Source organism: Hoylesella oralis ATCC 33269 (assembly GCF_000185145.2).
Taxonomy (GTDB): Bacteria; Bacteroidota; Bacteroidia; order Bacteroidales; family Bacteroidaceae; genus Prevotella; species Prevotella phocaeensis.
Map to the genome: position 1 here is coordinate 1633937 of NZ_GL833119.1, position 25126 is coordinate 1659062.

At 42.6% G+C, this 25126-nt stretch carries 15 protein-coding genes, 2 tRNA genes and 2 pseudogenes; 18 read left to right on the forward strand and 1 reads right to left on the reverse strand.

What is annotated here, in order from left to right; translation table 11 throughout:
• The first annotated feature begins 30 nt into the window (after positions 1-30).
• The 18 genes and pseudogenes from HMPREF0663_RS09275 to HMPREF0663_RS11985 form a co-directional block, all read left to right on the forward strand.
• Positions 31-1995: an NADH-quinone oxidoreductase subunit 5 family protein gene (locus HMPREF0663_RS09275; protein WP_004370219.1), complete on the forward strand. Its 1965-nt coding sequence runs from the start codon at positions 31-33 to the stop codon at positions 1993-1995.
• 47 nt (positions 1996-2042) lie between these two features.
• Positions 2043-3524: a complex I subunit 4 family protein gene (locus HMPREF0663_RS09280; protein WP_004370220.1), complete on the forward strand. Its 1482-nt coding sequence runs from the start codon at positions 2043-2045 to the stop codon at positions 3522-3524.
• Between the two features lie 17 nt (positions 3525-3541).
• A complete protein-coding gene (locus HMPREF0663_RS09285; RefSeq protein WP_004370221.1) occupies positions 3542-5026 on the forward strand; it encodes an NADH-quinone oxidoreductase subunit N in 1485 nt (494 codons plus the stop codon).
• A gap of 251 nt (positions 5027-5277) precedes the next feature.
• Complete coding sequence (locus HMPREF0663_RS09290; protein WP_004370222.1) at positions 5278-6399, forward strand: PCMD domain-containing protein; 1122 nt, start codon at positions 5278-5280, stop codon at positions 6397-6399.
• Positions 6400-6407: 8 nt separating this feature from the next.
• Positions 6408-7175 carry a porin family protein gene (locus tag HMPREF0663_RS09295; RefSeq protein ID WP_016665170.1) on the forward strand — a complete coding sequence of 256 codons (768 nt, stop codon included), beginning with the start codon at positions 6408-6410 and terminating at the stop codon, positions 7173-7175.
• Positions 7176-7182: 7 nt separating this feature from the next.
• Positions 7183-8715, forward strand: coding sequence for a calycin-like domain-containing protein (locus HMPREF0663_RS09300; RefSeq protein WP_004370224.1), 1533 nt, complete (start codon positions 7183-7185; stop codon positions 8713-8715).
• A 306-nt stretch (positions 8716-9021) separates the two neighbouring features.
• Positions 9022-10350 (forward strand): Na+/H+ antiporter NhaA, encoded by a 1329-nt coding sequence (gene nhaA / locus HMPREF0663_RS09305; protein ID WP_004370225.1) that lies wholly within the window; start codon positions 9022-9024, stop codon positions 10348-10350.
• Between the two features lie 250 nt (positions 10351-10600).
• Positions 10601-12034: a right-handed parallel beta-helix repeat-containing protein gene (locus HMPREF0663_RS09310; protein WP_004370227.1), complete on the forward strand. Its 1434-nt coding sequence runs from the start codon at positions 10601-10603 to the stop codon at positions 12032-12034.
• Positions 12035-12042: 8 nt separating this feature from the next.
• A complete protein-coding gene (gene cdd / locus HMPREF0663_RS09315) occupies positions 12043-12522 on the forward strand; it encodes a cytidine deaminase (protein ID WP_004370228.1) in 480 nt (159 codons plus the stop codon).
• Between the two features lie 21 nt (positions 12523-12543).
• Positions 12544-12735, forward strand: a complete 192-nt coding sequence (locus HMPREF0663_RS09320) for a hypothetical protein (RefSeq protein ID WP_004370229.1) — start codon at positions 12544-12546, stop codon at positions 12733-12735.
• A gap of 57 nt (positions 12736-12792) precedes the next feature.
• A complete protein-coding gene (locus HMPREF0663_RS09325) occupies positions 12793-13665 on the forward strand; it encodes a GLPGLI family protein (RefSeq protein ID WP_004370231.1) in 873 nt (290 codons plus the stop codon).
• Positions 13666-13874: 209 nt separating this feature from the next.
• Positions 13875-16211 carry a TonB-dependent receptor gene (locus HMPREF0663_RS09330; protein WP_234955583.1) on the forward strand — a complete coding sequence of 779 codons (2337 nt, stop codon included), beginning with the start codon at positions 13875-13877 and terminating at the stop codon, positions 16209-16211.
• A gap of 179 nt (positions 16212-16390) precedes the next feature.
• Positions 16391-16477, forward strand: a tRNA-Ser gene (locus HMPREF0663_RS09335).
• 29 nt (positions 16478-16506) lie between these two features.
• Positions 16507-16578, forward strand: a tRNA-Glu gene (locus HMPREF0663_RS09340).
• A gap of 136 nt (positions 16579-16714) precedes the next feature.
• Entirely contained in the window at positions 16715-20023 is a 3309-nt protein-coding gene (locus HMPREF0663_RS09345) for a UvrD-helicase domain-containing protein (protein WP_004370235.1), read from the forward strand.
• Entirely contained in the window at positions 20020-22941 is a 2922-nt protein-coding gene (locus HMPREF0663_RS09350; protein WP_004370236.1) for a PD-(D/E)XK nuclease family protein, read from the forward strand. Before HMPREF0663_RS09345 ends, HMPREF0663_RS09350 begins: the two co-directional genes overlap by 4 nt.
• Before the next feature lie 235 nt (positions 22942-23176).
• A pseudogene (locus HMPREF0663_RS11980) lies at positions 23177-23576 on the forward strand (hypothetical protein).
• A pseudogene (locus tag HMPREF0663_RS11985) lies at positions 23573-23713 on the forward strand (toprim domain protein); the annotation flags it as partial. The pseudogenes HMPREF0663_RS11980 and HMPREF0663_RS11985, both read left to right, overlap by 4 nt.
• Before the next feature lie 18 nt (positions 23714-23731).
• Here the strand turns inward: HMPREF0663_RS11985 and HMPREF0663_RS09355 are convergent.
• Positions 23732-24733 carry a helix-turn-helix transcriptional regulator gene (locus tag HMPREF0663_RS09355; protein ID WP_004370242.1) on the reverse strand — a complete coding sequence of 334 codons (1002 nt, stop codon included), beginning with the start codon at positions 24731-24733 and terminating at the stop codon, positions 23732-23734.
• Between the last annotated feature and the right edge of the window lie 393 nt (positions 24734-25126).

Here is a 25126-nt window from a genome sequence, read left to right on the forward strand (position 1 = left end):
TTGATCATTTGATCTCAACATTTTAATAATATGAATTACAGTTTTGTATTTTTGATACTCCTTTTGCCGGCACTGTCTTTTCTTGTGTTGGGACTTGCGGGTATGAAGAAGAGCCATAAGGTTGCCGGTCTAATCGGAACAAGTGTGCTTGGTATCGTCTTTACATTGGCATGCTATACGGCTTATGAGTACTTCTTTGTAGTTGGGCGTGATGCTGCTACGTCAATGTATCCCACCGTTACCGTGTTCGATTTCACATGGTTAAGGTTTTCCGAATTATTGACTTTTAATATCGGATTCAGACTTACGCCCATTTCGGTGATGATGCTTATTGTGATAAGTACCGTCAGTTTCATGGTACATATCTATTCTTTCGGATATATGCATGGGGAGAAGGGCTTTCAGCGATATTATGCGTTTCTTTCGCTCTTTACGATGTCCATGCTCGGCTTGGTGGTTGCTACGAATATATTCCAGATGTATCTCTTTTGGGAACTTGTTGGAGTTAGTTCTTATCTACTTATTGGCTTTTATTATCCGATGCATACTGCCGTTGCAGCATCTAAGAAAGCTTTCATTGTAACACGTTTCGCCGATTTGTTTTTCTTAATCGGTATTTTGTTTTATAGTTTCTATGTAGGAACATTCAATTATGATCTTACCGCAATGCCCGATCTTGCACAGCGAGTTGCCGGTGCAGCTTGGGTGTTGCCTTTAGCTCTGTTCCTTATGTTCATTGGTGGTGCTGGTAAAAGTGCAATGTTCCCACTGCATATTTGGCTGCCCGATGCGATGGAAGGTCCTACGCCTGTCAGTGCTTTAATCCATGCAGCAACGATGGTGGTAGCCGGTGTGTATCTCGTGGCAAGTCTATTCCCTTTATTTGTAGAATTTGCACCGCAACAATTACATTGGATTGCATATATCGCAGCATTTACCGCTTTTTATGCTGCTTCCGTTGCATGTGTCCAGAGCGATATCAAGCGTGTACTTGCATTTTCAACCATTTCTCAAATTGGTTTTATGCTTGTAGCTTTAGGAGTATGTCTACCAGACGCTGTATCCAGAGGGGTTGCAATGACAGAAGAATATGCAGATGTGAATGGCTTGGGCTATATGGCTGGGATGTTCCATTTGTTTACTCATGCTATGTTTAAAGCATGTTTATTCCTTGGGGCCGGTTGTATTATTCATGCCGTACATTCTAATGAGAAAGCTTACATGGGAGGACTATGGAAGTATATGCCTATTACTTGCATTACTTTTGCCATTTCATGCTTGGCAATCTCGGGTATACCGCCATTTTCTGGTTTCTTCTCGAAAGACGAAATTCTTGTGGCATGCTACAATTATTCTCAACCTATGGGAATGATTATGAGCGGTATTGCTTTGATGACAGCATTCTATATGACACGCCTCTTCTGTGTCATTTTCTTGGGAAAAAGTTATTATGAGACAAATAAGGATAACGGAGCTAAGAAACCTCATGAAGCACCTCTTACGATGACTTTCCCTTTGATATTTCTTTCTCTTATTACCCTTACTTGCGGTTTCATTCCTTTCGGACACTTTATTTCGGCGAATGGATTGAGTTTCGATACTCATATCAACTGGACTGTTGCCGGAACTTCTATTCTGCTTGCTCTTATCGGCATCGGAACAGCATTCTTCATGTATGCAGGACAGGCAACTCCCGTTGCGGACAAGCTTGCCAAGATGTTTCCCACGCTTTATCGTGCAGCCTATAAGCGTTTTTATATGGATGAAATTTGGCAGTTCGTAACGCATAAAATCATTTTCCGATGTGTAAGTAGGCCTATTGCATGGTTCGATCGCCATGTTGTTGACGGCACATTCAACTTTGTTGCATGGGGAGCAAACGAAGCCGGCGAAACCATTCGACCGTGGCAGAGTGGAGATGTGCGTCAATACGTAATATGGTTTCTTACCGGTTCCGTCACCTTGACATTAATTCTTTTAGCTATTCTCGGGTGATGCATCAACATGGATTTATGGATTAAGAATAATGAATTGAAATAAAAATGAGTATATTAACTTTATTCGTAGTAATACCCGTACTGATGTTGCTCGGTCTTTGGATAGCCCGCAACGATAACCAAGTACGTGGTGTAATGGTTGCCGGTTCTGCTTGCTTGCTTGCTTTGGCTGTGTGGCTTACTATTACATTCATTCAATTGCGTAATGCTGGCAACCATGATGCAATGTTGTTTACATACAGTATTCCGTGGTTCAAACCGCTTAACATTGCTTACAGTGTTGGTGTAGACGGTATTTCTGTCGTCATGCTGTTGCTTTCGGCAATTATCGTCTTTACCGGAACTTTTGCCTCTTGGCAGTTGCAGCCCATGAAGAAAGGGTATTTCCTTTGGTTTACCTTATTAAGTATAGGGGTATTCGGATTTTTTATATCTACGGACATGTTTACCATGTTCATGTTTTATGAAGTTGCCCTCATTCCTATGTATCTGTTAATAGGTGTGTGGGGAAGTGGCCCTAAAGAATATGCGGCCATGAAGCTAACTCTGATGTTGATGGGAGGTTCTGCGCTTCTTATTCTCGGTATTCTTGGCATCTACTTCTTCAGCGGAGCAACCACAATGGATGTACAGGCTATTGCGGCTATGCATAATATTCCCGTTCATATCCAGAAGATATTTTTCCCGTTTATCTTTATTGGTTTCGGCGTGCTCGGAGCTCTATTCCCATTCCACACATGGTCGCCCGACGGTCATGCCTCGGCACCTACAGCCGTATCGATGCTTCATGCTGGTGTGTTGATGAAATTGGGGGGGTACGGATGTTTTCGCATCGCTATGTATCTCCTTCCTGAAGCAGCACAGCAACTGTCATGGATATTCCTTATTCTTACAACTATCTCTGTTGTCTATGGTGCATTCTCAGCTTGTGTACAAACAGATTTAAAGTATATCAATGCTTACTCGTCCGTATCTCATTGTGGACTCGTATTGTTCGCCTTGTTGATGATGACACAGACTTCATGCACTGGGGCTGTGCTCCAGATGCTTTCTCACGGTTTGATGACAGCTCTTTTCTTTGCCCTTATCGGAATGATCTATGGGCGTACCCACACCCGCGATGTACGTAAGCTCGGTGGTCTGATGAAGATCATGCCGTTTTTAAGTGTGGGATATGTTATTGCCGGTCTGGCTAATCTTGGACTTCCGGGCCTTTCAGGGTTCATCGCAGAGATGACCATATTCGTAGGATCGTTTGCTAATAACGATACTTTCCACCGTACGGCTACGATTATTGCGTGCACGTCCATCGTTATCACGGCGGTCTATATCTTGCGTGTTGTCGGAAAGATTCTTTATCAGAAAGTGGCTGATCCACATTACGAGACGCTTACCGATGCCACATGGGATGAGCGCGTTGCCGTTATCTGCCTGATTGCCTGTGTCGCAGGCTTGGGTTTGTTCCCGCTGTGGGCAAGTAATGTTATTTCTGATGCAGTGGGGCCGATCCTTCAGAATATCTTGTAAACTAAAATCATAAGAAGATGAATTATAGTCAATTTCTAAATATGATGCCGGAAGTCACTTTGATGGCCATCTTGATGATAACTTTCATTGTAGATTTCTGTACGGTGAGGAGACCGGCATTTGCCGAAGGAGTGGGGAAAGTTTCTCATTCTCGTCCGTGGTTCAATACACTGGTCTGCATTCTGTTAGCAGTCCACATCCTGCTGAATGTCCGCCCTACAGTACCGATGACGGTTTTCGGCGGAATGTATCATACCGATGCTTCTATCGGAGTTATCAAGACCATTCTTGCATTGGGTACACTGATCGTAGTAGTACAGGCCAAAGAATGGTTGTCGCGCCCCGACACTTCTTTCAAAGAGGGAGAGTTCTATATGCTGATAGTTTCAACTCTGTTGGGCATGAACATGATGATCAGTGCCAACCACTTTATATTGTTTTTCCTCGGACTCGAAATGGCCAGCGTGCCTATGGCATGCTTGGTAGCATTCGACAAATACCGTCATCATTCTGCCGAAGCCGGTGCCAAGTTCATTCTTACCGCCACCTTCTCAAGCGGTGTCATGCTTTATGGAATTTCGTTTCTTTACGGTGCCGTAGGTACACTGTATTTTGATGACATGGGCACCCGCCTTACGGTGTCGCCACTCAGCATCATGGGCATGGTATTTTTCTTCAGTGGTCTTGGCTTCAAAATATCTCTTGTACCGTTCCACTTTTGGACTGCCGACTCTTATCAAGGTGCGCCCACCACGGTTACAGGTTATCTGAGTGTCGTTTCCAAAGGCGCTGCGGCATTTACCCTTTGCGTAATTCTCATGAAAGTGTTCGCCCCGATGGTGGAGTACTGGCAATATTTGCTCTATATCGTCATTGTTTTGAGCGTTACGATAGCCAATCTGTTTGCTATCCGTCAAAGCGATCTCAAACGCTTCATGGCGTTCAGTTCCATATCACAGGCCGGTTACATCATGCTTGCCGTGATTGGTAACTCGGCTATGGGCGTTTCGGCACTGACCTATTACGTGCTGGTTTACGTTGTTGCCAATATGGCCGTATTCACAATTATCAGTGCGGTAGAAGAACATAACGGCGGCACGACAGATATGGATAGCTACGACGGGCTCTACCACACCAATCCCAAGCTGGCTTTTTTGATGACGCTTGCATTGTTTTCGCTGGGTGGAATTCCGCCTTTTGCCGGCATGTTCAGTAAGTTCTTCGTGTTCATGGCCGCCGTTAAGGGCGCATCTGTCGATACCACGATTGGTGCTCTTGCCTATACAGTCGTATTCATAGCCTTGTTGAACACCGTTGTTTCGTTGTATTACTATCTGTTGATTGTGAAAGCCATGTACATCAAGCAGACCGATACGCCGCTGCCCACTTTCAAATCGCACGTAAACACGAAGGTTGCTCTTGCTCTGTGTACTGCGGGCATTGTACTTTTCGGCGTCTGTTCTCTGGTTTACGATTGGATAGACATTGCCGTTATAGGATAGTAGAGCAGACTTTTATCGGTATAAAAATTCCTTCGTTTCTTATTAGAGATGAAGGGATTTTTGTTTTGATAAGTTACTTTCCAGCATCTCGGAATGATTTTTGGTCTCGGTAAGTCACTTCTCTATGATGCGAAATGCTCTTTGAGTTTGATAAGTCAGTTGCCGATATAAGGCGATTTTTATTTATATTATTTGGTGGGTTTCAGAAAAAATACCTAACTTTGCCGCGTAAATAAAATTGATTCAATCGGATGACAAAGATTTCAACATACCTTTTTATCAGTTCTTGCTTGTTGCTTTCATCATGTTTTAAAGAGGAAGCTCCGAATGCCGAATGCGATATAGAACAGGTTTTTGTGCATGTTGACCGGCCTGAAAGCGTATTCTTCAATGCTACAGATACGTTGAAGAATGTGCCATCTACAGACAGCACAATTGTTTTCAGTGTGCGGCACGGTGCCGATCTGACTGCTCTCGCCCCGATGTTCAGAATCACGAACGGGGCAACGATTGTTCCGCAGAGTGGTAGTATACACGATTTTTCGTTGTCATCTGTAGACTATACGGTTACTTCGGAAGACGGCATGTGGCATCGTACATATAAAGTTTCGTTCGTACCTTTTGTGAGTTCGATAGATTTCGGTTTCGAAAACTACGAACTCGAACCCCAAGGAAAGAAATATTATATTTGGCATAATGCCCTTTCGAACGGCGATTCTTGGGCGAATGGCAATGCCGGATTTGCTTTGAGTATGGGCTCTGCAAAGCCCGATGAATATCCATCTGTTCCGCTTGAAAAAGGGAGAACGGGCGCAGGCCTCCAATTGATAACCCGCGATACCGGCCCATTCGGTGTATTGGCGAATAAGAGATTGGCGGCAGGAAATTTCTTCCTTGGCTCTTTCGATCTAAGAGAAGCGTTGAGAAATCCGTTGAAGTCAACACATTTCGGTGTACCTTTCGACCAACATCCACTTTCGTTCAAGGGATATTATCAGTATGTGCCGGGGCCTAAGTTTCAAGATGTAAACGGCAATCCTGTCGCAACCAAGGTTGATAGCGCTGCCATTTATGCCGTGTTTTATAGGAACCATGATGATACGGGAGCTGCGGTTACGCTTGACGGAAGTAATATCAAGACAAGTCCCCTTATCGTTGCCATTGCCGAACTGCATGACATAAAGACGGTGGAAACATGGACACTCTTCGATGTAAACTTCGAATATTCGGCGCAGATCGACAAACAACTTCTCGAGAACAAAGGATACAGTCTAGCCATCGTGTTCTCTTCGAGCAAAAATGGCGACCATTTCGAGGGTGCGATAGGCAGTAAGCTGCTGATAGACGATATTCAGGTAATATGCGAGAAATAGAAAAGAAAATGGATTGCAAGATAAATATAAGGCTTTTTGTGGTATTACTCATGGTGTTTGGCTTATGCCATGTGGCGTCAGCGCAATCATGGATCGATGATGTAACGGTGAATGCCCGCGTTGGTTATAACATTGGAGGGACCGCACCCGTTGGACTTCCTGCAAGTATCAGAAAGCTGAATAGCTACACACTACAACCGAATATTGTGTTAGGGGCAGATGCCAAGAAGCCTTTGACCGAGAGACTGGGTATTTTTGTGGGCCTTCGGCTCGAAACCAAAGATATGGAAGAAGATGCAAGGGTGAAGAATTACCACATGGATATGGTACGTGGAGGAGAATCTATCAGTGGTATGTTCACAGGCGACGAAACCACCAAAGTAAAAGAATGGATGTTTACTATACCCATACAGGCTGTATTCTCTGTAAATGAGAGAGTTACTTTACGCGTAGGCCCCTATGTCTCGTATGTGGTTTCACGCGGATTTACGGGCTATGCTCACGACGGTTACCTGCGTTTGGGGAACCCTACGGGAGCGAAAATAGAACTCGGAAGTGATGAAGGAACGCGGGGTAACTACGATTTTTCGGAACATATGCGCAGAATGCAGTACGGGATCGGTGTCGGTGCAGATTGGCGCATATACAAGCACTTCGGTGTTTATGCGGAATTGAACTGGGGGCTTACCGGTATTCATCATAGCAATTTCAAAACCATAGAGCAAACGCTTTATCCCATTTTTGCTACAGTGGGTATAACACACAAATTAAAATAGGTAGAAGATGAAAAAGTTTTTTATGAGTATTGTTCTGTTGATCGTTTCTATTATAGGCATGGCAACAGATTATAAAGACTTGCTGACAGTTTCTGTAAATGGAGTGTCAAGTGAGCAAGAAGCTACAATCTCCGTAGAACCGACAGGAGGAGATAAGTACACGTTGAGTCTGAAGAATTTCGTAATGTCTCAGGGAGGTCAGAAGATTGGTGTTGGTAATATCGTATTACCCGATATTGCAGGTGAGACCGTTGATGGCGCTACGCTGCTGGAAACATCGCAGATAGTGAAGATCACCGAGGGTGACGATCCATCTATAGGCTCATGGCTCGGTCCCAATTTGCAAGACATTCCTATCGAGTTGAAGGCGAAGATACAGGGTGGAAAGCTCTATACCGTTATTCATATCGATATGAAAGCGACGTTAGGGCAGGTCATTGAAGTCGTATTTGGGCGTGGTTATCAGCTACCCAATGCGGGTTTTGAAAACTTCCATAAGGAAGGAACCGTAGATGAACCCAATGCATGGCATTCTTTTGCAAGTGCTAAAGGAGTGTATGCCGGTACAGCGAAGAGTTTAGGCCCTTACACATTCATCGCTGAAGGAATAATGCGGCCGGGCTCAAATGGGAATAAAAGCGTATTACTTCAATCGGCTTCATTCTTGTTTATAGTTGCAAATGGGACCATGACCACAGGCTGTATGATAGCTGGATCGACGATTGCGTCAGATAAAAAGAACCATGCGGAGCTCGATATGAGTTCTACAGAAAAGGATAGCAACGGCGATCCTTTCTACACACTGATGAACGGACGGCCCGATTCGCTTGCCGTATGGGTGAAGTTCACACAGGGCGAAGCCGTGGCAGCGCACCCCTATGCAACGATGAGCGCGGCCATTACCGACGGTACTTATTACCAAGATCCCGAGGATAAAGCATACAGTAATGTGTTGGCCAAAGCGAAGAATAACAAGATAGAGAGCAAGGGCGGCGCATGGCAGCGCATTGTGGTGCCTTTCGATTACGTTAATAAGTCGGTCGAGGGCAAGGCCATCCTCGTTACTCTTTCTACTAATGCCGATCCCGGGCAGGGCAGCAAGGGCGATAAGTTGTATGTAGACGATATCGAACTTGTCTATAATTCACAGTTGCGCGGTATCTCTGTCGATGGTACACCGGTGGCTAATTTCGATCCGAATACGCTTTCTTACCAACTCAAGACAGATAAAGAGCCGACGGCTGATAAAATTGTGGCCACAACAAATGGTGCCTTAATCAAGAAAACCATAGCAACAACTGCGGAAGGTTGGGATGTTACGCTTACATCGCTGTCGAACGATTTGAAATCGCAAACCGTCTACACGCTCCACTTCACTAAAGATACGCCGAGCGGTATCGGTACCGTTAACGGAACATCCGGCGATCAGGTCAATTCAATATACAATCTGCAGGGTGTAAAAGTCGATGCAATGCAGAAAGATGGTGTTTACATTGTGAAGAAAGCCAACGGTCAAACAGTTAAGGTTGTAGGAAAATAATAACGGTTTACTCTTTCGGAGGGATAAACACGGTATAGATTTAAGATGCGTGTTCGGTAAATATTCCGGACACGCATTTCTTTATACCTGAATATTCTATCTGTTATGCTCCTGTTACACAAGCATGTAGATTTGGTATTTTCATTTTTTTTCGTAACTTTGTAGCCAAAATATGATAAATGGAACGGTCTGCATTTTAGAACAGGAAACCGATAATTAACTCAGGATAGCTCGAAATAAAACCGCAAAAGGCTTTTCCCATCTTGTATTTATGGGCAAAGCAGTTTCCGTAAATACAATTACATCATGATAGAAAAGTATCAACAAAAAATCAACCATCGGGTAATAATTCCCACCCAACACTTTATGCGTCAGGAGAAATCCGGTGGTATAGTCCTCCTATTTTCCGTTATTATAGCCCTTGTTTTGGCTAATTCTCCTATCAGAGAGCAATATTTTTCGTTCTTCGAGCAGCATTTCGGCTTCTTATTCAATGGTAGGCCACTGCTTAACTTTAGTTTGGAACATTGGATTAACGATGGTCTGATGTCTCTATTTTTCTTTGTAGTAGGGTTAGAGCTGAAGCGTGAATTTATCGGAGGAGAGCTCCGTCGCATCCGTAAGGTAACTCTTCCCGTAGGTGCTGCCGTGTTCGGTATGATTGTTCCGGCATTCATTTATCTGTTGTTTAACTTTAACAATCCCATAGTTGCACATGGTTGGGGCATCCCGATGGCCACAGATATCGCCTTCGCCCTCGCCATACTTTATATGTTAGGCGATCGTGTGCCGCTTTCGGCTAAGGTTTTCCTCACCACTTTGGCCATTGTAGACGACTTAGGATCCGTTTTAATCATAGCATTCTTCTATACTTCCGAAATTTCTCTTTCCAATATCGGCATCGGGATGGCCTTTCTTTTCGTCATGTTCTTGGCAAATAAATTCGGTGTAAAAAATGTATGGTTCTACGGCATCGTAGGTATCGGCGGTGTATGGATGGCATTCTTGTTGTCCGGAGTACATGCCACAATCTCTGCCGTGCTTACTGCGTTTATGATACCTGCCGATTCTTCGATCCCCGAAGCGGCCTTTATCGCTCGCATAAAAAAGCAGATGAACAGGTTTGAGAAAGCGGCTGCCAACGATGTGATTACGCTGGAAGAGGAACAGGTGAAGATCATATCTAAAGTAAAAGACGAGACTGCGAACGCCATACCACCGTTGCAGCGCCTTGAACACAGTTTGCATCCGTTGGTGTCGTTCGTTATTATGCCGGTGTTTGCACTGTCTAATGCCGGTGTGTCGTTTGTCGATATGCATCTTTCCGATGTTTTTTCCAATCATGTGGCCATGGGGGTTATGTTGGGTTTGTTGCTCGGCAAGCCGATAGGCATCATCTTCTCTGTGTGGTTGCTCACCCGATTGCGCTTAGGCGAACTGTCGCGCTCTATGACACGGCGCAGATTGCTGGGACTCGGCTTTCTTGCATCGATCGGATTTACCATGTCTATGTTCGTCACCACCCTCGCCTTTGCCGATGCAACGCATATGGTACAGGCCAAGGTGGGTATCTTTGCCGCCTCTATTCTCGGCGGATTGATTGGATATAAACTTCTGCGTACATCGGCGCGATAAAGGGGCAAAAGGCATACTTTGTCTTTCCGCCGGAGATATACCATGTTCCTATCATGCTTATATAGTGTTCCTGATAGCTTTAGAGGATATGTTTGTAGAATATAGGCGGCGCATTTATCCGAACATGCGGTAGACTGTAAGTTCGATTAGCGTTTAAGATAGGGCAAAAAAATGCCGGATATCGATATTTTTTCACATAGAATAATAGGCTTTTGAAAATAAATTGGAAGAATGAACGTTATTACTATTGATGAAATTATATTATAAAATATTGGCCTCGATAGCATTGGCAATGATGCTGTTTGCATGCACCGACGACGATTCTTTTACTACGTCGCCGGACCATCAGCTATCGTTTTCTACCGATACACTGAAGTTGGACACCACGTTTTCGAACGTTCCAACGGCGGCAAAGTCTTTTTGGATATACAATTATTCGGGAGATGGCATCAGATGCAGCAACATTCGTTTGGAACGGGGCAACCAGTCAGGCTTCCGTGTTAATATAGATGGCGTGTATTTAGGTAAGGAGGCAGGCTATCAGACAGGCGGTATTGAGGTAAGAAACAAAGACAGCGTGCGCGTTTTTGTTGAACTCACGTCGGCGTACACCCGTAAAGAAGCTCCGCAGAAAATAGAAGATAATCTTATTATAACGCTCGAAAGCGGGCGGATACAGAAGGTTAATCTGAATGCATATTCGTGGGATGCCGATGTGATAAGATTGCTGAAAGTAAAGAACGATACCGTTATTTCGAGTACGAAACCGATTATTGTTTATGGCGGTATTACGGTAGACAGTGCTGCAACGTTGAAGATAGGGGCGGGAACCGTGCTGTATTTCCATCATGATGCGGGCATCGACGTGTATGGTAAGCTGGTTACAGAAGGTACACCCTCGGAGAATGTTGTTTTAAGAGGCGACAGGCTCGACCGTTTGTTTTCCTACCTGCCGTATGATAGAGTAAGCGGACAATGGCAAGGAATAAGGTTTCGTGGTTCCTCGTATGATAATGTTCTTGCTTATACCGATATACACAGCACGTTCAATGGTGTGCTGGCAGACTCGTCGGATGTGACTCGTACCACCCTTACACTCGATGCCTGTACCATTCACAATTGTCAGGGATACGGGTTGATGAGTACCGAAAGCAAGGTTGTATTGCGCAATTCGCAGTTCACGAATACACTGCAAGACTGCGTGTTTATAGATGGTGGCGATGCTATTGTGAACGGATGTACCATGGCGCAGTTCTATCCGTTCGATTCTAAGCGGGGTGTTGCCTTTCGTTGCAGTGCCTTGAAACCGCTGCTGGCTATGAATTGTGCCAATACATTGATAACCGGTTATGCCGACGATGAGCTGATGGTTACCCGAAAGAAAGATGATCCGACGGTTGATTATCTGTTCGATCACTGTGTTATCAGAACTCCCCAACCAACTACGGCCGACAGTTTGAAATTCGTTGGGGTAGATTACGAGAATGTAAGAGATACGACGAAGTACGGAAGAAAGCACTTTGTAAAGATAGATACCGATAAACTTAGTTACGATTTCCGGTTAGACAGTGTGTCTTCGGCCATCGGTAAAGCATCTCTCGCCACGTCTTTACCCACCGACAGGAGGGGGAGGGCACGCGATGATAAGCCGGATATCGGAGCATTCGAATACGTTAAACAATAAATAAAAGCATGAAAAATATTAAGATAGAAATCGGCATAAAGCTGTGCGATTTTACCGAACTTCCCAAGGAAGAGCAAGAGCTACTGACCGAAGCCATCCGAGCTACCGATAACTCGTATGCCAACTATAGCAAGTTTTATGTGGGGGCGGCCTTGCGGTTAAACAACGGTAAGATTATGATAGGTGCCAACCAAGAGAATGCGGCGTTCCCTTCAGGGCTCTGTGCAGAGCGTACTGCCATCTTTGCAGCACAGGCCAATTACCCCGACCAGCCTATACGAACGTTGGCTGTTGCCGCAAAGAACAGCGATGGCCTGCTTAAGCAGCCGGTAACGCCATGCGGTGCATGCCGGCAAGTTATACTAGAGATAGAAGACAGGTATAAAAGTCCGATACGCATATTGCTCTATGGTACCGAGGGCGTATATTGCATCGATAGCGTGAAAGACTTGCTCCCGTTATCGTTTATAGACGAGAATATGCGATGAAAATAAAGAATAGTAGCTTTTATGGCTATTGGTGCACTCGTTCCGGAAACGGCATCTGCTTATAAGTATTATGTGACGTATGCTGACGGAACAAAATATATGTTCCATGCAGAAAGTAAAGAGGAGGCTATTGCAAAGTTCGAAGAAGCAAATTTGGAAGAGCCTGCGGTTTTGACATCACGACCTAATGGCGGAATTCTTGCTGTTAAATAATTCTATTATAATTATAAAGCTGCGGTATCGGCTATACGGCCTTTATTCTTAAGAAGAATGAAGAGCTTGTCGATTTTTTTATTGTTATTTATATCTTCTGTACAGATAAGAGCACAGATACCCCAACTGCAAAGCCCTGATGGGGGAATGTATGCATACAAAAAAACTAAAAGGGTGCGTTGCGACTCTGCGCGGTTTTCTGCTTATTATAAACTTTTGTTTTTAAGAGATTCTACTAAAAGCAAATATACTGAGGCGCAAACCATCTTGCAGATATCGGATAAATATGTGCGATTTGCCGATTATTATTGTATATTAACCGACTCTATCAATGATTTTTGTGCCCAAAGCCGAAAGAATGCGCATAACCCGGAGGCAAATAAGAGTTTCGATGCTGCTGCATTTAAACGGAGATACTATTGGGTAACTTTAACGAATTTGCTGACAAAGCAAACCACTGTGCAATGCCGAAATCTGCGGAAGTATGAATATACGATACCTACGCCGGCGATTAATTGGACTTTAGTGCAGGAAGACAGTGTTATCAATAATATTGTTTGCAAGAAAGCAACCTGCTCTTATGCGGGGCGCGATTATATTGCATGGTATGCGGAGAGCATAAATCTGCCTTATGGGCCTTATTTGTTTTATGGATTGCCCGGGCTGGTTATCAATCTCTACGATACCAAACGAAATTGGATATTTATCAACAACGGTGTAGGTGAAGCGAAAGAACTTCGGGAAATGTATTTATATGGCGGAAAAGAAATTATCAAGACAACCAAGGAAAAGGCGCTTACGGCATATCGGAATGAGACTGAAGATTATTTGAACCTTGCGAAAGAAATTATAGGATGGACCATGATAGGTAGGAAAGAACAGCCTACATATCCTAAACGCCCCAGTAATATGCTTGAGTTGAAATGGTAATGAAAGCTGTTTCGTATTTGTTCTTTCTGCTACTATTACCCGTTTCCGTATTTGCACAAATGCTTACGGGAAAGGTTAAGAGTACAGATAACAAAGCTATTTTTAATGTAACATGTAAGCTTTTCGACGCTAAAGACTCGCTGCTTGCCTATACATTTACTAAGCAAGACGGAACATATACTATAGCTTGGCAGCCTGCGGCACATCGTTTGGAGTTTTCTGCTATCGGTTATAAAAAGCAAAATGTATTGATAAAAGCTGATAGGTACGGATATGATGCGACTCTAATATCCTCTGCCATTAAACTGAAAGAAGTAACGGTTACGGTTGAACCGATTAAGCGAAATAAGGATACTTTGCTATATAATGCGGATGCATTCCGCCAGAAAGAAGATCGTTACCTTGAAGATGTGCTGAAACGGCTGCCGGGTATCGAAGTTGGTAGTAACGGAGAAATAATCTATCAAGGCAAGAGTATTAATAAGTTTAATATTGAGGGGCTCGATCTTATGGGCAACCGATATAATCAAGCTACGCAGAATATGCCTGCAGAGGCAGTGGCACAGATACAAATAATGGAGAATAATCAGCCGATCAGAGCCTTAGAAGATAAGGTGAACAGTAATCGTGCTACACTTAACATCAAGCTGAAAAAGGACTATAAGATGCGTCCGTTTGGAGAGATTGAGGGAGGCATCGGATTTCCGGCAACGATATGGGATAACAGACTGACATCTATAGGGATAGCAACCAAAAATCAATTTTTTGTTTCGGCTATGATGAATAATAATGGAATAGATTTAAGTCCGTTGACGAAAGATATGACTGTAATGAGTGATAAATACCTTGCAGAGCCGTTGCCGACTTCTTTTTTATATTCCCCCACGGTAAAAACGCCTCCGGTATCGCAACTTTATTATTTGAATAATAAGTCTTATTATATAGGTGCGAATTATCTTCATGCGTTTTCAAAATATGCCAATTTGCGGACTAATTTGCTGTATCATCACAATACAACGTTTAAAGACGACAGTACTTTCGTACGCTATGTATCGAATGATACCGTAAATATCTTCGAACGAAATGGCATAAAGGACAGAAATGATATTGTAAAAGCACAAATACGTTATGAACTAAACACGAAAAAACTGTATCTTTATGATGAAGTGCTTGGTAGTCTTGGTCTGAAAGATGCGCATAATGAGATAAAATCAAATATTGGCAGTGTGGGTGAAAGGGTGTGGAGTAACCCTTATTTTCTGCAAAATACGTTTAATGCCGATTTGAATACTCCCAATCATCTTTATACTTTTTCTTCCGTTATCAGAGCATATAAAGCGAAAGAAAAACTAACATCTTTATTTAAGGGGTGGGATAGAAGGCTTCAACCGATAGATATGTATAACTTTTTTATGCGCAATCGTGTGAGTACGGCCTTTGATGTATTTGGTAATAGTCTTACTTTCGGCTATATACTTGAATATAAGTATAATACTTTGGCAACGGATAAGGTCTCGCATCAAGCGAGTAAGTATTGGCTCAATACTATAGAGCCAACTTATGAAATCAGTTTTGATAAAGGATATATGGATATTTCTTTGCCGGTGGAATTTCTTTCTTATAACTATGGCTGGAGGCATAAAAATAGCAATAAAGTGTTATTTTCTCCATCTGTAGATTTAGAATATAAATTAAATAATATGCTGACTGCTGATATATCTTTGGGATATAACCGGAATGGAGATACTGAAAAGATGTTCTTTAATGGTATTCTTAATCATAATTATCGTACTTATTCTAAGATGATAGACAGTTTGTCTGTAGAACGAATGTCGATAGCAAATCTTCGTTTGGCCTATATTAATACTTTCGATATGCTGTCATGGAATATCTATATAGGGTGGATGCATGCTAAGAATGATTATTTCCTGAATTATTCTTATACAGATGATGCAACCTTTATTCGGCCTGTCTGGAGAGATAATGACCGATCATCGTGGAGTGTAGCCATGTCGTTAAAAAAGATATTTCGCTCTTTGGGTATAACATTTAATTATGGAAATCGTTATTCATATAATAAGTCGTTTCTTTCACAGAATACGGTCGAAGATTATATCAGATATAATGTATTTAGCAGTAATCTATCTCTTAATTGGAATAAATTGAGTTGGCTACATGCCAATGTTTCAGGTGTTGGTAATATAAGTTGGAAAGGTAAAGATCGTTTTTCGTATGACCATAGTATTTTAAGAAATGCTTATTATGCAATACGATTAGATTTTTTCCCGATAAAGAGGTTACGTTTATATACGGATTTCTCGCAAACAATAATTGAAATCACACAAAAGCATTATTCTACTAACTATTTTCTTAATGCAGGATTACGATATGATGTTTTAAAGTTTCTTGCCATAAAATTTAGTGCGACAAATCTTTTAAATCGTAAATACTATACTGAATCTTTATATAGTGGTGCTAATTACCAATATTTTGAGTTTCCATTAAGGGGAAGAGAAGTTATGTTTAGTTTAAGTGTTAAATATTAAAATAATATTTTTTGTATATAAAGACTTGTTAGAATTAGAATGTTTTCAACGCTAAAAATAAGTGTTTGACATTGATAGATGAATTTAAAAAACAAGTCAAAAGATTTGGATAAATAAAAATAAACCGTTACCTTTGCACCACGTTTGGAAAAAATGCTATCAGCAATAAATACAAACAAGGAAGTTTGGGTGAGTGGCTGAAACCAGCAGTTTGCTAAACTGCCGTGCGCGTTAGCGTACCGGGGGTTCGAATCCCCCAGCTTCCGCAAGGGATACAAATAATGTTTTCCGTGATGGTCGGTTCATCTAACGGTTAGGATACAAGATTCTCAATCTTGGCATACGAGTTCGATTCTCGTACCGACTACTAAAACTAAGATGTCTTGCCAACAGTTCTGCTGTTGGCATTTATTTTTTATAAAGGGCTTTCTCTCTTTTGGTTATTACGTTCTGTTTATTTCATTTTTTTTCTTAAATTTGCAGATACAACGATATTATCTGATATGGAAAATAATTCTGGCTTGGATTTGTTTCATAAAGGTCTTGAAACGCAGACATGCAGCGGTGTCGTGCAGAACAGATACCGTCCGATAACAGTGTATAAAGCGAGTGCAGGTACCGGAAAAACTTTTACTTTAGCAACGCGATACATAAAACTGCTTATCGACAATCCTGACAGCTTTCGCAATATTTTAGCCGTTACTTTTACGAATAAGGCTACGGAAGAGATGAAGATGCGCATATTGAGTCAGTTGTACGGAATAGCCCACCATCTTCCGGATTCAGAGGAATATTTGAATAAGGTGATTGAAATAACGGGGGCAACCGAGGAATATATTGCCTCTCAAGCCAAGGTTGCTCTATCTAATCTGGTACATAATTATAGCTATTTTAGGGTAGAAACTATCGATACTTTCTTTCAGAGCATCTTACGAAACCTTGCTCGAGAGCTCGATCTTACAGCAAATTTACGCATTGAACTGAACGATCGTCAGATAGAGCAGCAGGCTGTAGATACGTTGATAGAGGAACTTGTGCCGGCAAGTAAGGAGCTCGGATGGATCATGAGTTATATTCGCGAGAATATATCCGATGATAAGAGTTGGAATATAATCGGTCTTTTAAAGCGGTTCGGTGAGAATATTTTCAAGGATTTCTATAGGCAAAACGAGGGTGAACTGACCGAAAAACTTAAACAGAAAGGTTTTTTCAAGGAATATACGGATAAATTACGTGCGGTAAGAGACAAGGCTAAAGATAATCTGTTGACAATTGCCGAGACATTTTTCGATATCTTGTCTGCCAATGGTATCGATATTGCCGATTTTAATTATGGCAAGTCGGGTGTATGCGGGTATTTTATAAAGTTACGAAATGGCGTATTCGAGGATAACGAATTGTTGAAAACTCGTGTAACAGACGCTCTTGAAGAGCCGATGAATTGGGTAAAAAAAGGAGATAGAATTCAGGGATCGCCATTGCTTAATTTGGTTCAGTCGGAACTGTTGCCACTGCTTTTGGATGCTGAACGCATACGTCCGAAGCAGCTTACGCTTTATAAATCGGCAGATATTACATTGAAACATTTAAATCAGTTGCGTTTGTTGAGCAGTATTGAGGCAAAGGTAAGAGAGATGAATGCCGATGCCAACCGTTTTTTGTTAAGCGATACGCAGGCATTGTTATCGTCTTTGATAGATGAAAGCGATTCTCCTTTCATTTTTGAAAAGATCGGTACGCAGCTGCACCATGTAATGATAGACGAGTTTCAGGATACAAGTACCATACAGTGGCGCAACTTCAAGGTGTTGTTGGATGAGTGTATGAGTCATGAAGATACCGAGAATTTGATTGTCGGAGATGTGAAGCAGAGCATTTATCGATGGAGATCGGGTGACTGGCGTCTGCTGAATGATATTGAAAAAGAGTTTCCTACGGCAGATACAAGTACGATGATTGAGAGATTGGATGTGAATTACCGTTCGGAAGCCAATGTGGTTAATTTTAATAATGCCTTTTTTAAGGCCGCTGCAAATTGGGAGTATCGAAAGGTGGAAGAAGATAATGCTGTAGAAGCCGGACAGTTGAACAGGGCTTATGCCGATGTGGAGCAGAAACTTCCGGCCGGTAAACCGACGAAAGGTTATGTGCATATCGAACTTTTACCGCAAAAGGACTATCACGATAAAATGATGGTACGCCTGAAAGAGGCCTTGGAAGAATTGATAGAACATCATGTTCCATTGAATAAGATAGCCATTATCATACGCTCTAATGGCATTATACAAGAGGTAGCCGATTATTTTATGCGCGAGATGCCCGATGTACGTCTCGTTTCCGATGAGGCTTTTCGCTTGGATGCGTCGCTTGCTGTAAACATAATTATCGATGCCTTGCATGTGTTGATGCATCCTAATGATCGGTTAGCAATTGCAAATCTTGCTAAAGCCTATTGTAAAGTTACTTCCGGTTCTGTGTATTCGGAGAGTACGTTGATTGGGGATAGGGAAGATATGACGGTATTGTTGCCCAAAGATTTCTCGAATTATACCGATAGTTTGGTGCGTCTACCACTCAGAGATTTGGTAGAAAAACTCTATATCATATTCAATCTCGGTTCGTTGCAGCATGAAGATGCGTACTTATGTTCGTTCTATGATCAGTTGAATTCATATATCAGCGACAATGTTTCGGATATAGATTCGTTCGTAGAGTATTGGAATGAGACTATTCACAGTAAGACCATCGCAGGAGACGAGATAGATGGAATTAGGCTAATCACCATTCATAAGAGTAAAGGATTGGAGTTTGAGCATGTTATCATGCCGTTCTGTGATTGGCAGTTGGAAAAAGTATCTACGATATGGTGCAAGCCCACCGAGGCTCCTTTCGATGAATTACCGCTCGTTCCGATAGACTTCGTTGCGAAGCAGATGCGAAGTACCATTTATGAACAAGATTACCTGCACGAACATTTGCAGAATGTGGTCGACAATCTGAACCTGCTTTATGTTGCTTTTACGCGTGCCAAATGTTCTTTGCAGGTGTTCGGAAAGCGGGGAAAGAGCGGTATCAGAACAGAGTTGATAGAGACTTGTCTGCCCATAGTGACCGATACGTTGGAGAAATGTGTATTAGTCGGCGATATCGAAAATGCTGAAGAAATCGTAAGTTTGGAGTACGGATCATTGGAAGATTATTCGCAGAATAATAAAAAAACGAATATCTCGCGTAATGTGTTTAAGCAACCAATAGATACGGAGAATATCGATATCGTATCTTTTGATATGAATGTAGAGTTCCGGCAGAGCAATAAAAGCCGCAGTTTTATAGAGAATGTGGAAGAAGAAGAGGAGACTTTGCCCGATTATGTCAAGATTGGAAGTATTCTGCATAACGTGCTTTCCAATATCAGGACGGCGGCGGACATTAATTCGGCATTGACCGAATTAGAAAAAGAGGGTGTGCTTTACGATCATAACCTTACGCAGAAGAAATTGATTACTATGCTGAGAGAGCGACTTAAAGATAAGCGTGTGGAAGATTGGTTCTCAGACCGATGGACGATATTTAATGAATGTTCGATCGTACATCTTGATGGAAGCAATGATAGGGTGGTGGAACACCGTCCCGACAGGGTGCTGACTGATGGTAAAGAGATGATAGTCATCGACTTTAAGTTTGCTGTACAGCGAGAAGAGCACCATGCTCAAGTAAGACAATACATGGCATTGCTTCGCGATATGGGGTATCGGAATGTGTCGGGATATCTATGGTATGTGTATAGTAATATAATAAGCGAAGTGAGATGAAAGCATTTTTAGAATATGTGGCAGAGGACATCATTCGTAAATACGGCACAAACCTATCGAAGATAGTTGTCGTTTTTCCGAACAAACGTGCCTCGCTTTTCATGAATGAATATTTGGTTCGTGTGGCCGGAAAGCCCATTTGGGCCCCGACATACATCACTATAAGCGAATTATTCAGACGGCATTCCAAGTTAATGGAAGGCGATCAAATCAAGTTGATATGCGATTTGCATAAAACATTCACAGCTTGTACTAAAATTGACGAGACATTGGATCATTTTTATGGATGGGGACAATTGCTGTTGGCCGATTTCGATGATTTGGATAAGAACATGGCAGATGCTCATCAGGTGTTCGCTAATCTGAAGAATATTCATGAGTTTGATGATGTTTCTTACCTTACGGATAATCAGAAAAAAGCCTTACAAAAATTCTTCAACAATTTTAATGAAGAGCATAATTCGGAGTTAAAGCAGCGTTTCTTGTCACTTTGGAGCAATTTTGAGACGATCTATCATGACTATAATCTTTGTTTGGAACGTCAGGGATTGGCCTATGAAGGAGCCTTGTATCGTAAGGTTGTTTTAGATAAAGATATCGTCTTTGAGTATGATACCTATATATTTGTCGGCTTCAACATGATGCAGAAAGCGGAATTAACCATCTGTGATCGGCTAATGAAGGAGGGGAAAGCCCGGTTTTATTGGGATTTCGACCGCTATTTTATGCCTAAGTCACCGGCACATAATACCCATGAGGCCGGTCATTTCGTATCACAGTACCTGTCTCGTTATCCTAATGAACTCGATGTGACGGATGGAGCTATTTATGATAATTTGAACCGAAAACAGGAGATAACCTACCTGTCAGCAACGACAGAAGATGCTCAAGCCCGATATATAAGCCGATGGCTGCAAGACGAGAAGCGCGTGCAGGCAGGACGAAAGACTGCTATAGTGCTTGCAGATGAAGGTTTACTTCAAACAGTTATCCATTGTTTGCCGGATACTGTTAAGAATGTGAACATAACCACGGGATATCCATTAACGTTATCGCCGGTTTCTTCTTTCATAAATACATTGATTCAATTGCAGACCGTGGGGCATGTTTCGAATACAGATAAGTTTCGTTTGCGTAATGTGAGTGCGGTGTTGAGGCATCCGTATGCGGTATTTGTATCGGAAAACTGTGTAGACTTGCTAAAGAATTTACAGGAGAATAGACGTTATTATCCTTCGATACGAGAGCTTGCAACGGATGATAACTTAGCTTTTCTTTTCAAAGATATCAGTCGTCTTGACGGTGATCGCAACTTACAGTTGGCAAATTGGATGATTGAATTGCTAAGACGTATCGGCATTCGGGCAAAAGAAGATTACGATCCGCTGTTTAAGGAGTCCTTATTCCGTATGTACACGTTGCTTAACAGGTTGGCGGGGCTCATTGAAAATGGTGATCTTACGGTAGATGGCGTTACTTTTCAGCGGCTGATTTCGCAGTTGATACAGTCTACGAGTATACCTTTTCACGGAGAACCAGCTATTGGCTTGCAGATTATGGGGGTACTCGAAACGCGAAATCTCGACTTCGATCACATTCTTGTATTGTCATGCAACGAAGGAAACATGCCCAAGGGAGTGAATGATGCCTCATTTATTCCTTATTCTATTCGTAAGGCATTCGGTTTGACAACCATAGATAATAAGGTGGCGATATATGCTTACTATTTCTATAGTCTGCTGCAACGAAGTTCCGATATAACGCTTGCATACAATACGGCTGCCGAAGATGGAAAGACCGGAGAGATGAGCCGTTTCATGTTGCAGCTGATGATAGAGAGCGAATTCAATATCAAATACGTAATGTTGAGGGCTGGGCAAAAGGTCGTAATGCCACATCGAACGCCGATAGAAAAGACAGATGAGATAATAACGATATTGAATTCGTTTACAAAAATATCGCCCACGGCGATCAATAGATACCTGCGTTGCCAGCTTCAATTCTACTATAATATGGTGTTGGGGATAAAGGAACCAGACGAGGACGAAGGAGGCGAGATCGATAATCGTATATTCGGTAATATCTTCCATCGCAGTGCAGAACTGGCATATTTACATTTTGCATCGAAAGAAGAAATAGAAGAAGCAGATGGCAAATTAAAACTAATCCGTTCGTTGCAAATACGTAAGGAAGATTTGGATGCCTTGTTGAACAATAAAGCTGTGATTGCAGAGATTGTAGACAGAGCTTTCGCCGAAGAATTATTTAAGTTGAAAGAAAAGCATGCATCGATAGAATATAATGGACTTCAGATAATTAATCGGGAAGTTATTATTGGATATTTGAGACAATTGTTAGAGATAGACAGACGATTGGTGCCGTTTACGATTAAAGCATTGGAGCAAGACGTCTATGCAACCATAGAGTTCCCCGTCTTAGGAGAAAGTAGAGTACTTAAGATTGGCGGGTATATCGACCGATTGGATGAGGTGAAGCGTGATGAAACGGGGCGGTACATACGGGTGATAGACTATAAAACGGGCAATACGCCATCGAAAACAACCAATACTATTGAAGACGTATTTTCAACGGATGATATTTCTTTGAGGCATACGGATTATTTTCTACAGTCTATTTTTTACTCAATTATCGTGCGGCATAGTGAACAATGGAACGATAGAAGACTGCCTGTAAGTCCGGCATTGCTATTCATACAGCATTCGATGGGCGAGAATTATGATCCTGTTTTGAAGCTGGGTAAGGAGAAGATCAATGATGTGGAGGAGTACTATGAAGAGTTTAAGGAGCGTTTGAAGAACGTGTTGAGGGAGATATTCGATCCAAAAACAGACTTTAGTCCAACGCCTGATACCAAGAGATGCAATGCTTGTCCGTACAATCGGTTATGCGGAATATAAACAAAAGAGCCGTTAAGACAATCTTAACGGCTCTTTGCGGTGCGTACGAGAGACTCGAACTTGAGTCTGTAACACATTGTATCATAACTACTTTTATCGGTCTCATTTTTATGTGGAGCACAAAAGAATGATTCAGTATATCATACTTTTTGCCCACCGCGTAGTAAAAAAGCAAGACAACCTGTCCGAGTTCCGTGACTTGATGGAGGCTATTGAGAAAAAAGATTGACACGTGATGACAGATAGTAACATGCTCCCCGCATCCTTTTTGGAAGATATACATTCCTTGAAAGAAAGTATGGATCGGATTACAGGTTTCATGCTTGAACTTAAACGGGACTATGCAGTTTTGGAAGAAAAGATCGAATTGAATTCTTCCGATATTCTGCGGCTTCTCGGCATATCCAAAGCCTCATTGGCACGATGGAGAAATAGCAAGGACATCCCCTACCGTTATGTCTCCTGTAATCATGTGGTTTATCCCTTCAAAGGGTTGTATATTGCAATCAAGACAGGACGCGCTTCCCTTCAAAGGCTTTCGGAGAGTGGAAGCCTTGCAAAGACTCAATGCCTACAAGGACGGTATCCTGAAAGGTTACATGGGAGACGCACAAATATTATCCGAGGAACTATGAACATTAAGGAAGAAATATTGGAACGCACGAACAGGGGATTGGAAGTCTTCTGTTTCTACATGCCGATTGATTTTGTCCCAAAACGGAATTTCCGAAATCCACTATATGAGGACAAACGGGCTTCCTGCAGTATCTACCACTACTACTACGCCCGACTACTGCCTCTCCACCAGCAGTGCCACGAGGTGTTGCCTGAGGTCTTCCTTCTGCGGCACATTCAACTTCCTGCGGATGTGGTTGCGCGTTACATCGATGTTGTTCTCCGTTTTATCGAGCAGTAGGCTGATTTCGCCCCGCTTCTTCCCAGCGAGGATGAGACGGCACACATCCGTTTCCGATTTAGTAAGACAAGGGAAAAGTTGGGCGAGGTCGCAGTCGTCCATCAAGTGGTTCTTCAGATGCAGGCGCACGGCGTTGACGAGGTTGCGTTGCGATTTCGGCTTGAGCATGGAAAACAGGCGGTCGGTGTCCTCGGGCGACGGGTGGTCGTTGCTGCTCATGCGCAGATAGGCCTCTATCTCCCGTTTGTTCAGCCTGACGGCGTGCATCAATGCCGTCTCACGGTGGTGCAGGTCGGTATTCTCTTTCGACACGCTCATCACATTGTGCTGCAGCAGTTCGCCCAGCACACAAAGGAAAAACTGCACGAAAAGGAAGAAACCGAACAGTTGCCAAAGCGCAGGCTCGTGAAGATAAGAGGCTATACAACCGTAGCTGGTCACGCTGATGATGGAGACGACGAAGGGGGTGAATCGGACAAAGCTCATCACAAGGAAGAAGATCGCCAGCAGCGATGTTATCTGATTGATAAGGATGAGCTGCAGAAAATAGTCGGGGCGCACCGTAGCGAAATAAAAGAAGCGCACGGCGATGGTGCACTGCGCCACGAGCGCCACGAGCGAGAAAGCCTTGGAAAGCGTTAACCGCCGCGTGAGGTAGAGCGAAAGCGAAAGGAGGCACGCCGCCAGATGGATGCCGCTCATCGTCTGTGGCACCTCTTCCTGCGAACCTCCAAGCCCCATGAACTGCAAAGAGATGACGGTAACAACGAGAACGGAGTGCAGCAAATATACGATAATGCGGTGCCGCTCGATGGTGTTTTCGGCACGCGACCGCAGGAAGGCCGAAACTTTTTCACTGAGGTAATGAGTGATCATTGTTGTCGTTTTACTTTTTATAACGACTGCAAAGATACATTTTTATTCTCTTTTCTCCAATCTTTTTATTAAGTGTTTTTAAGGGGATATTAAGGTATTTAGGGTGCGATGACGCCTTTAAAATAGCCTTTCTACTAAAAAGTTCAAATTCACAACTCGCTTTTTGTTATTTTTGTATAGTCTTTTGCTGTTCTCGCAGAAATATTCCTTGCGGAATAGCACGGAAGCGAACCGTCCGACATGCGAAATTCAGCAGACAGGAATGTGATATGAGAAAACAAGAACATAGAAATATTTTTAATTCATAATCAGCCAAAAAAGTTATTCATAAAGTGAACGAGATTATGTCAAATGAAAACAACAGACCTCATTCGGAGGCTCTGTCTCTTCCTC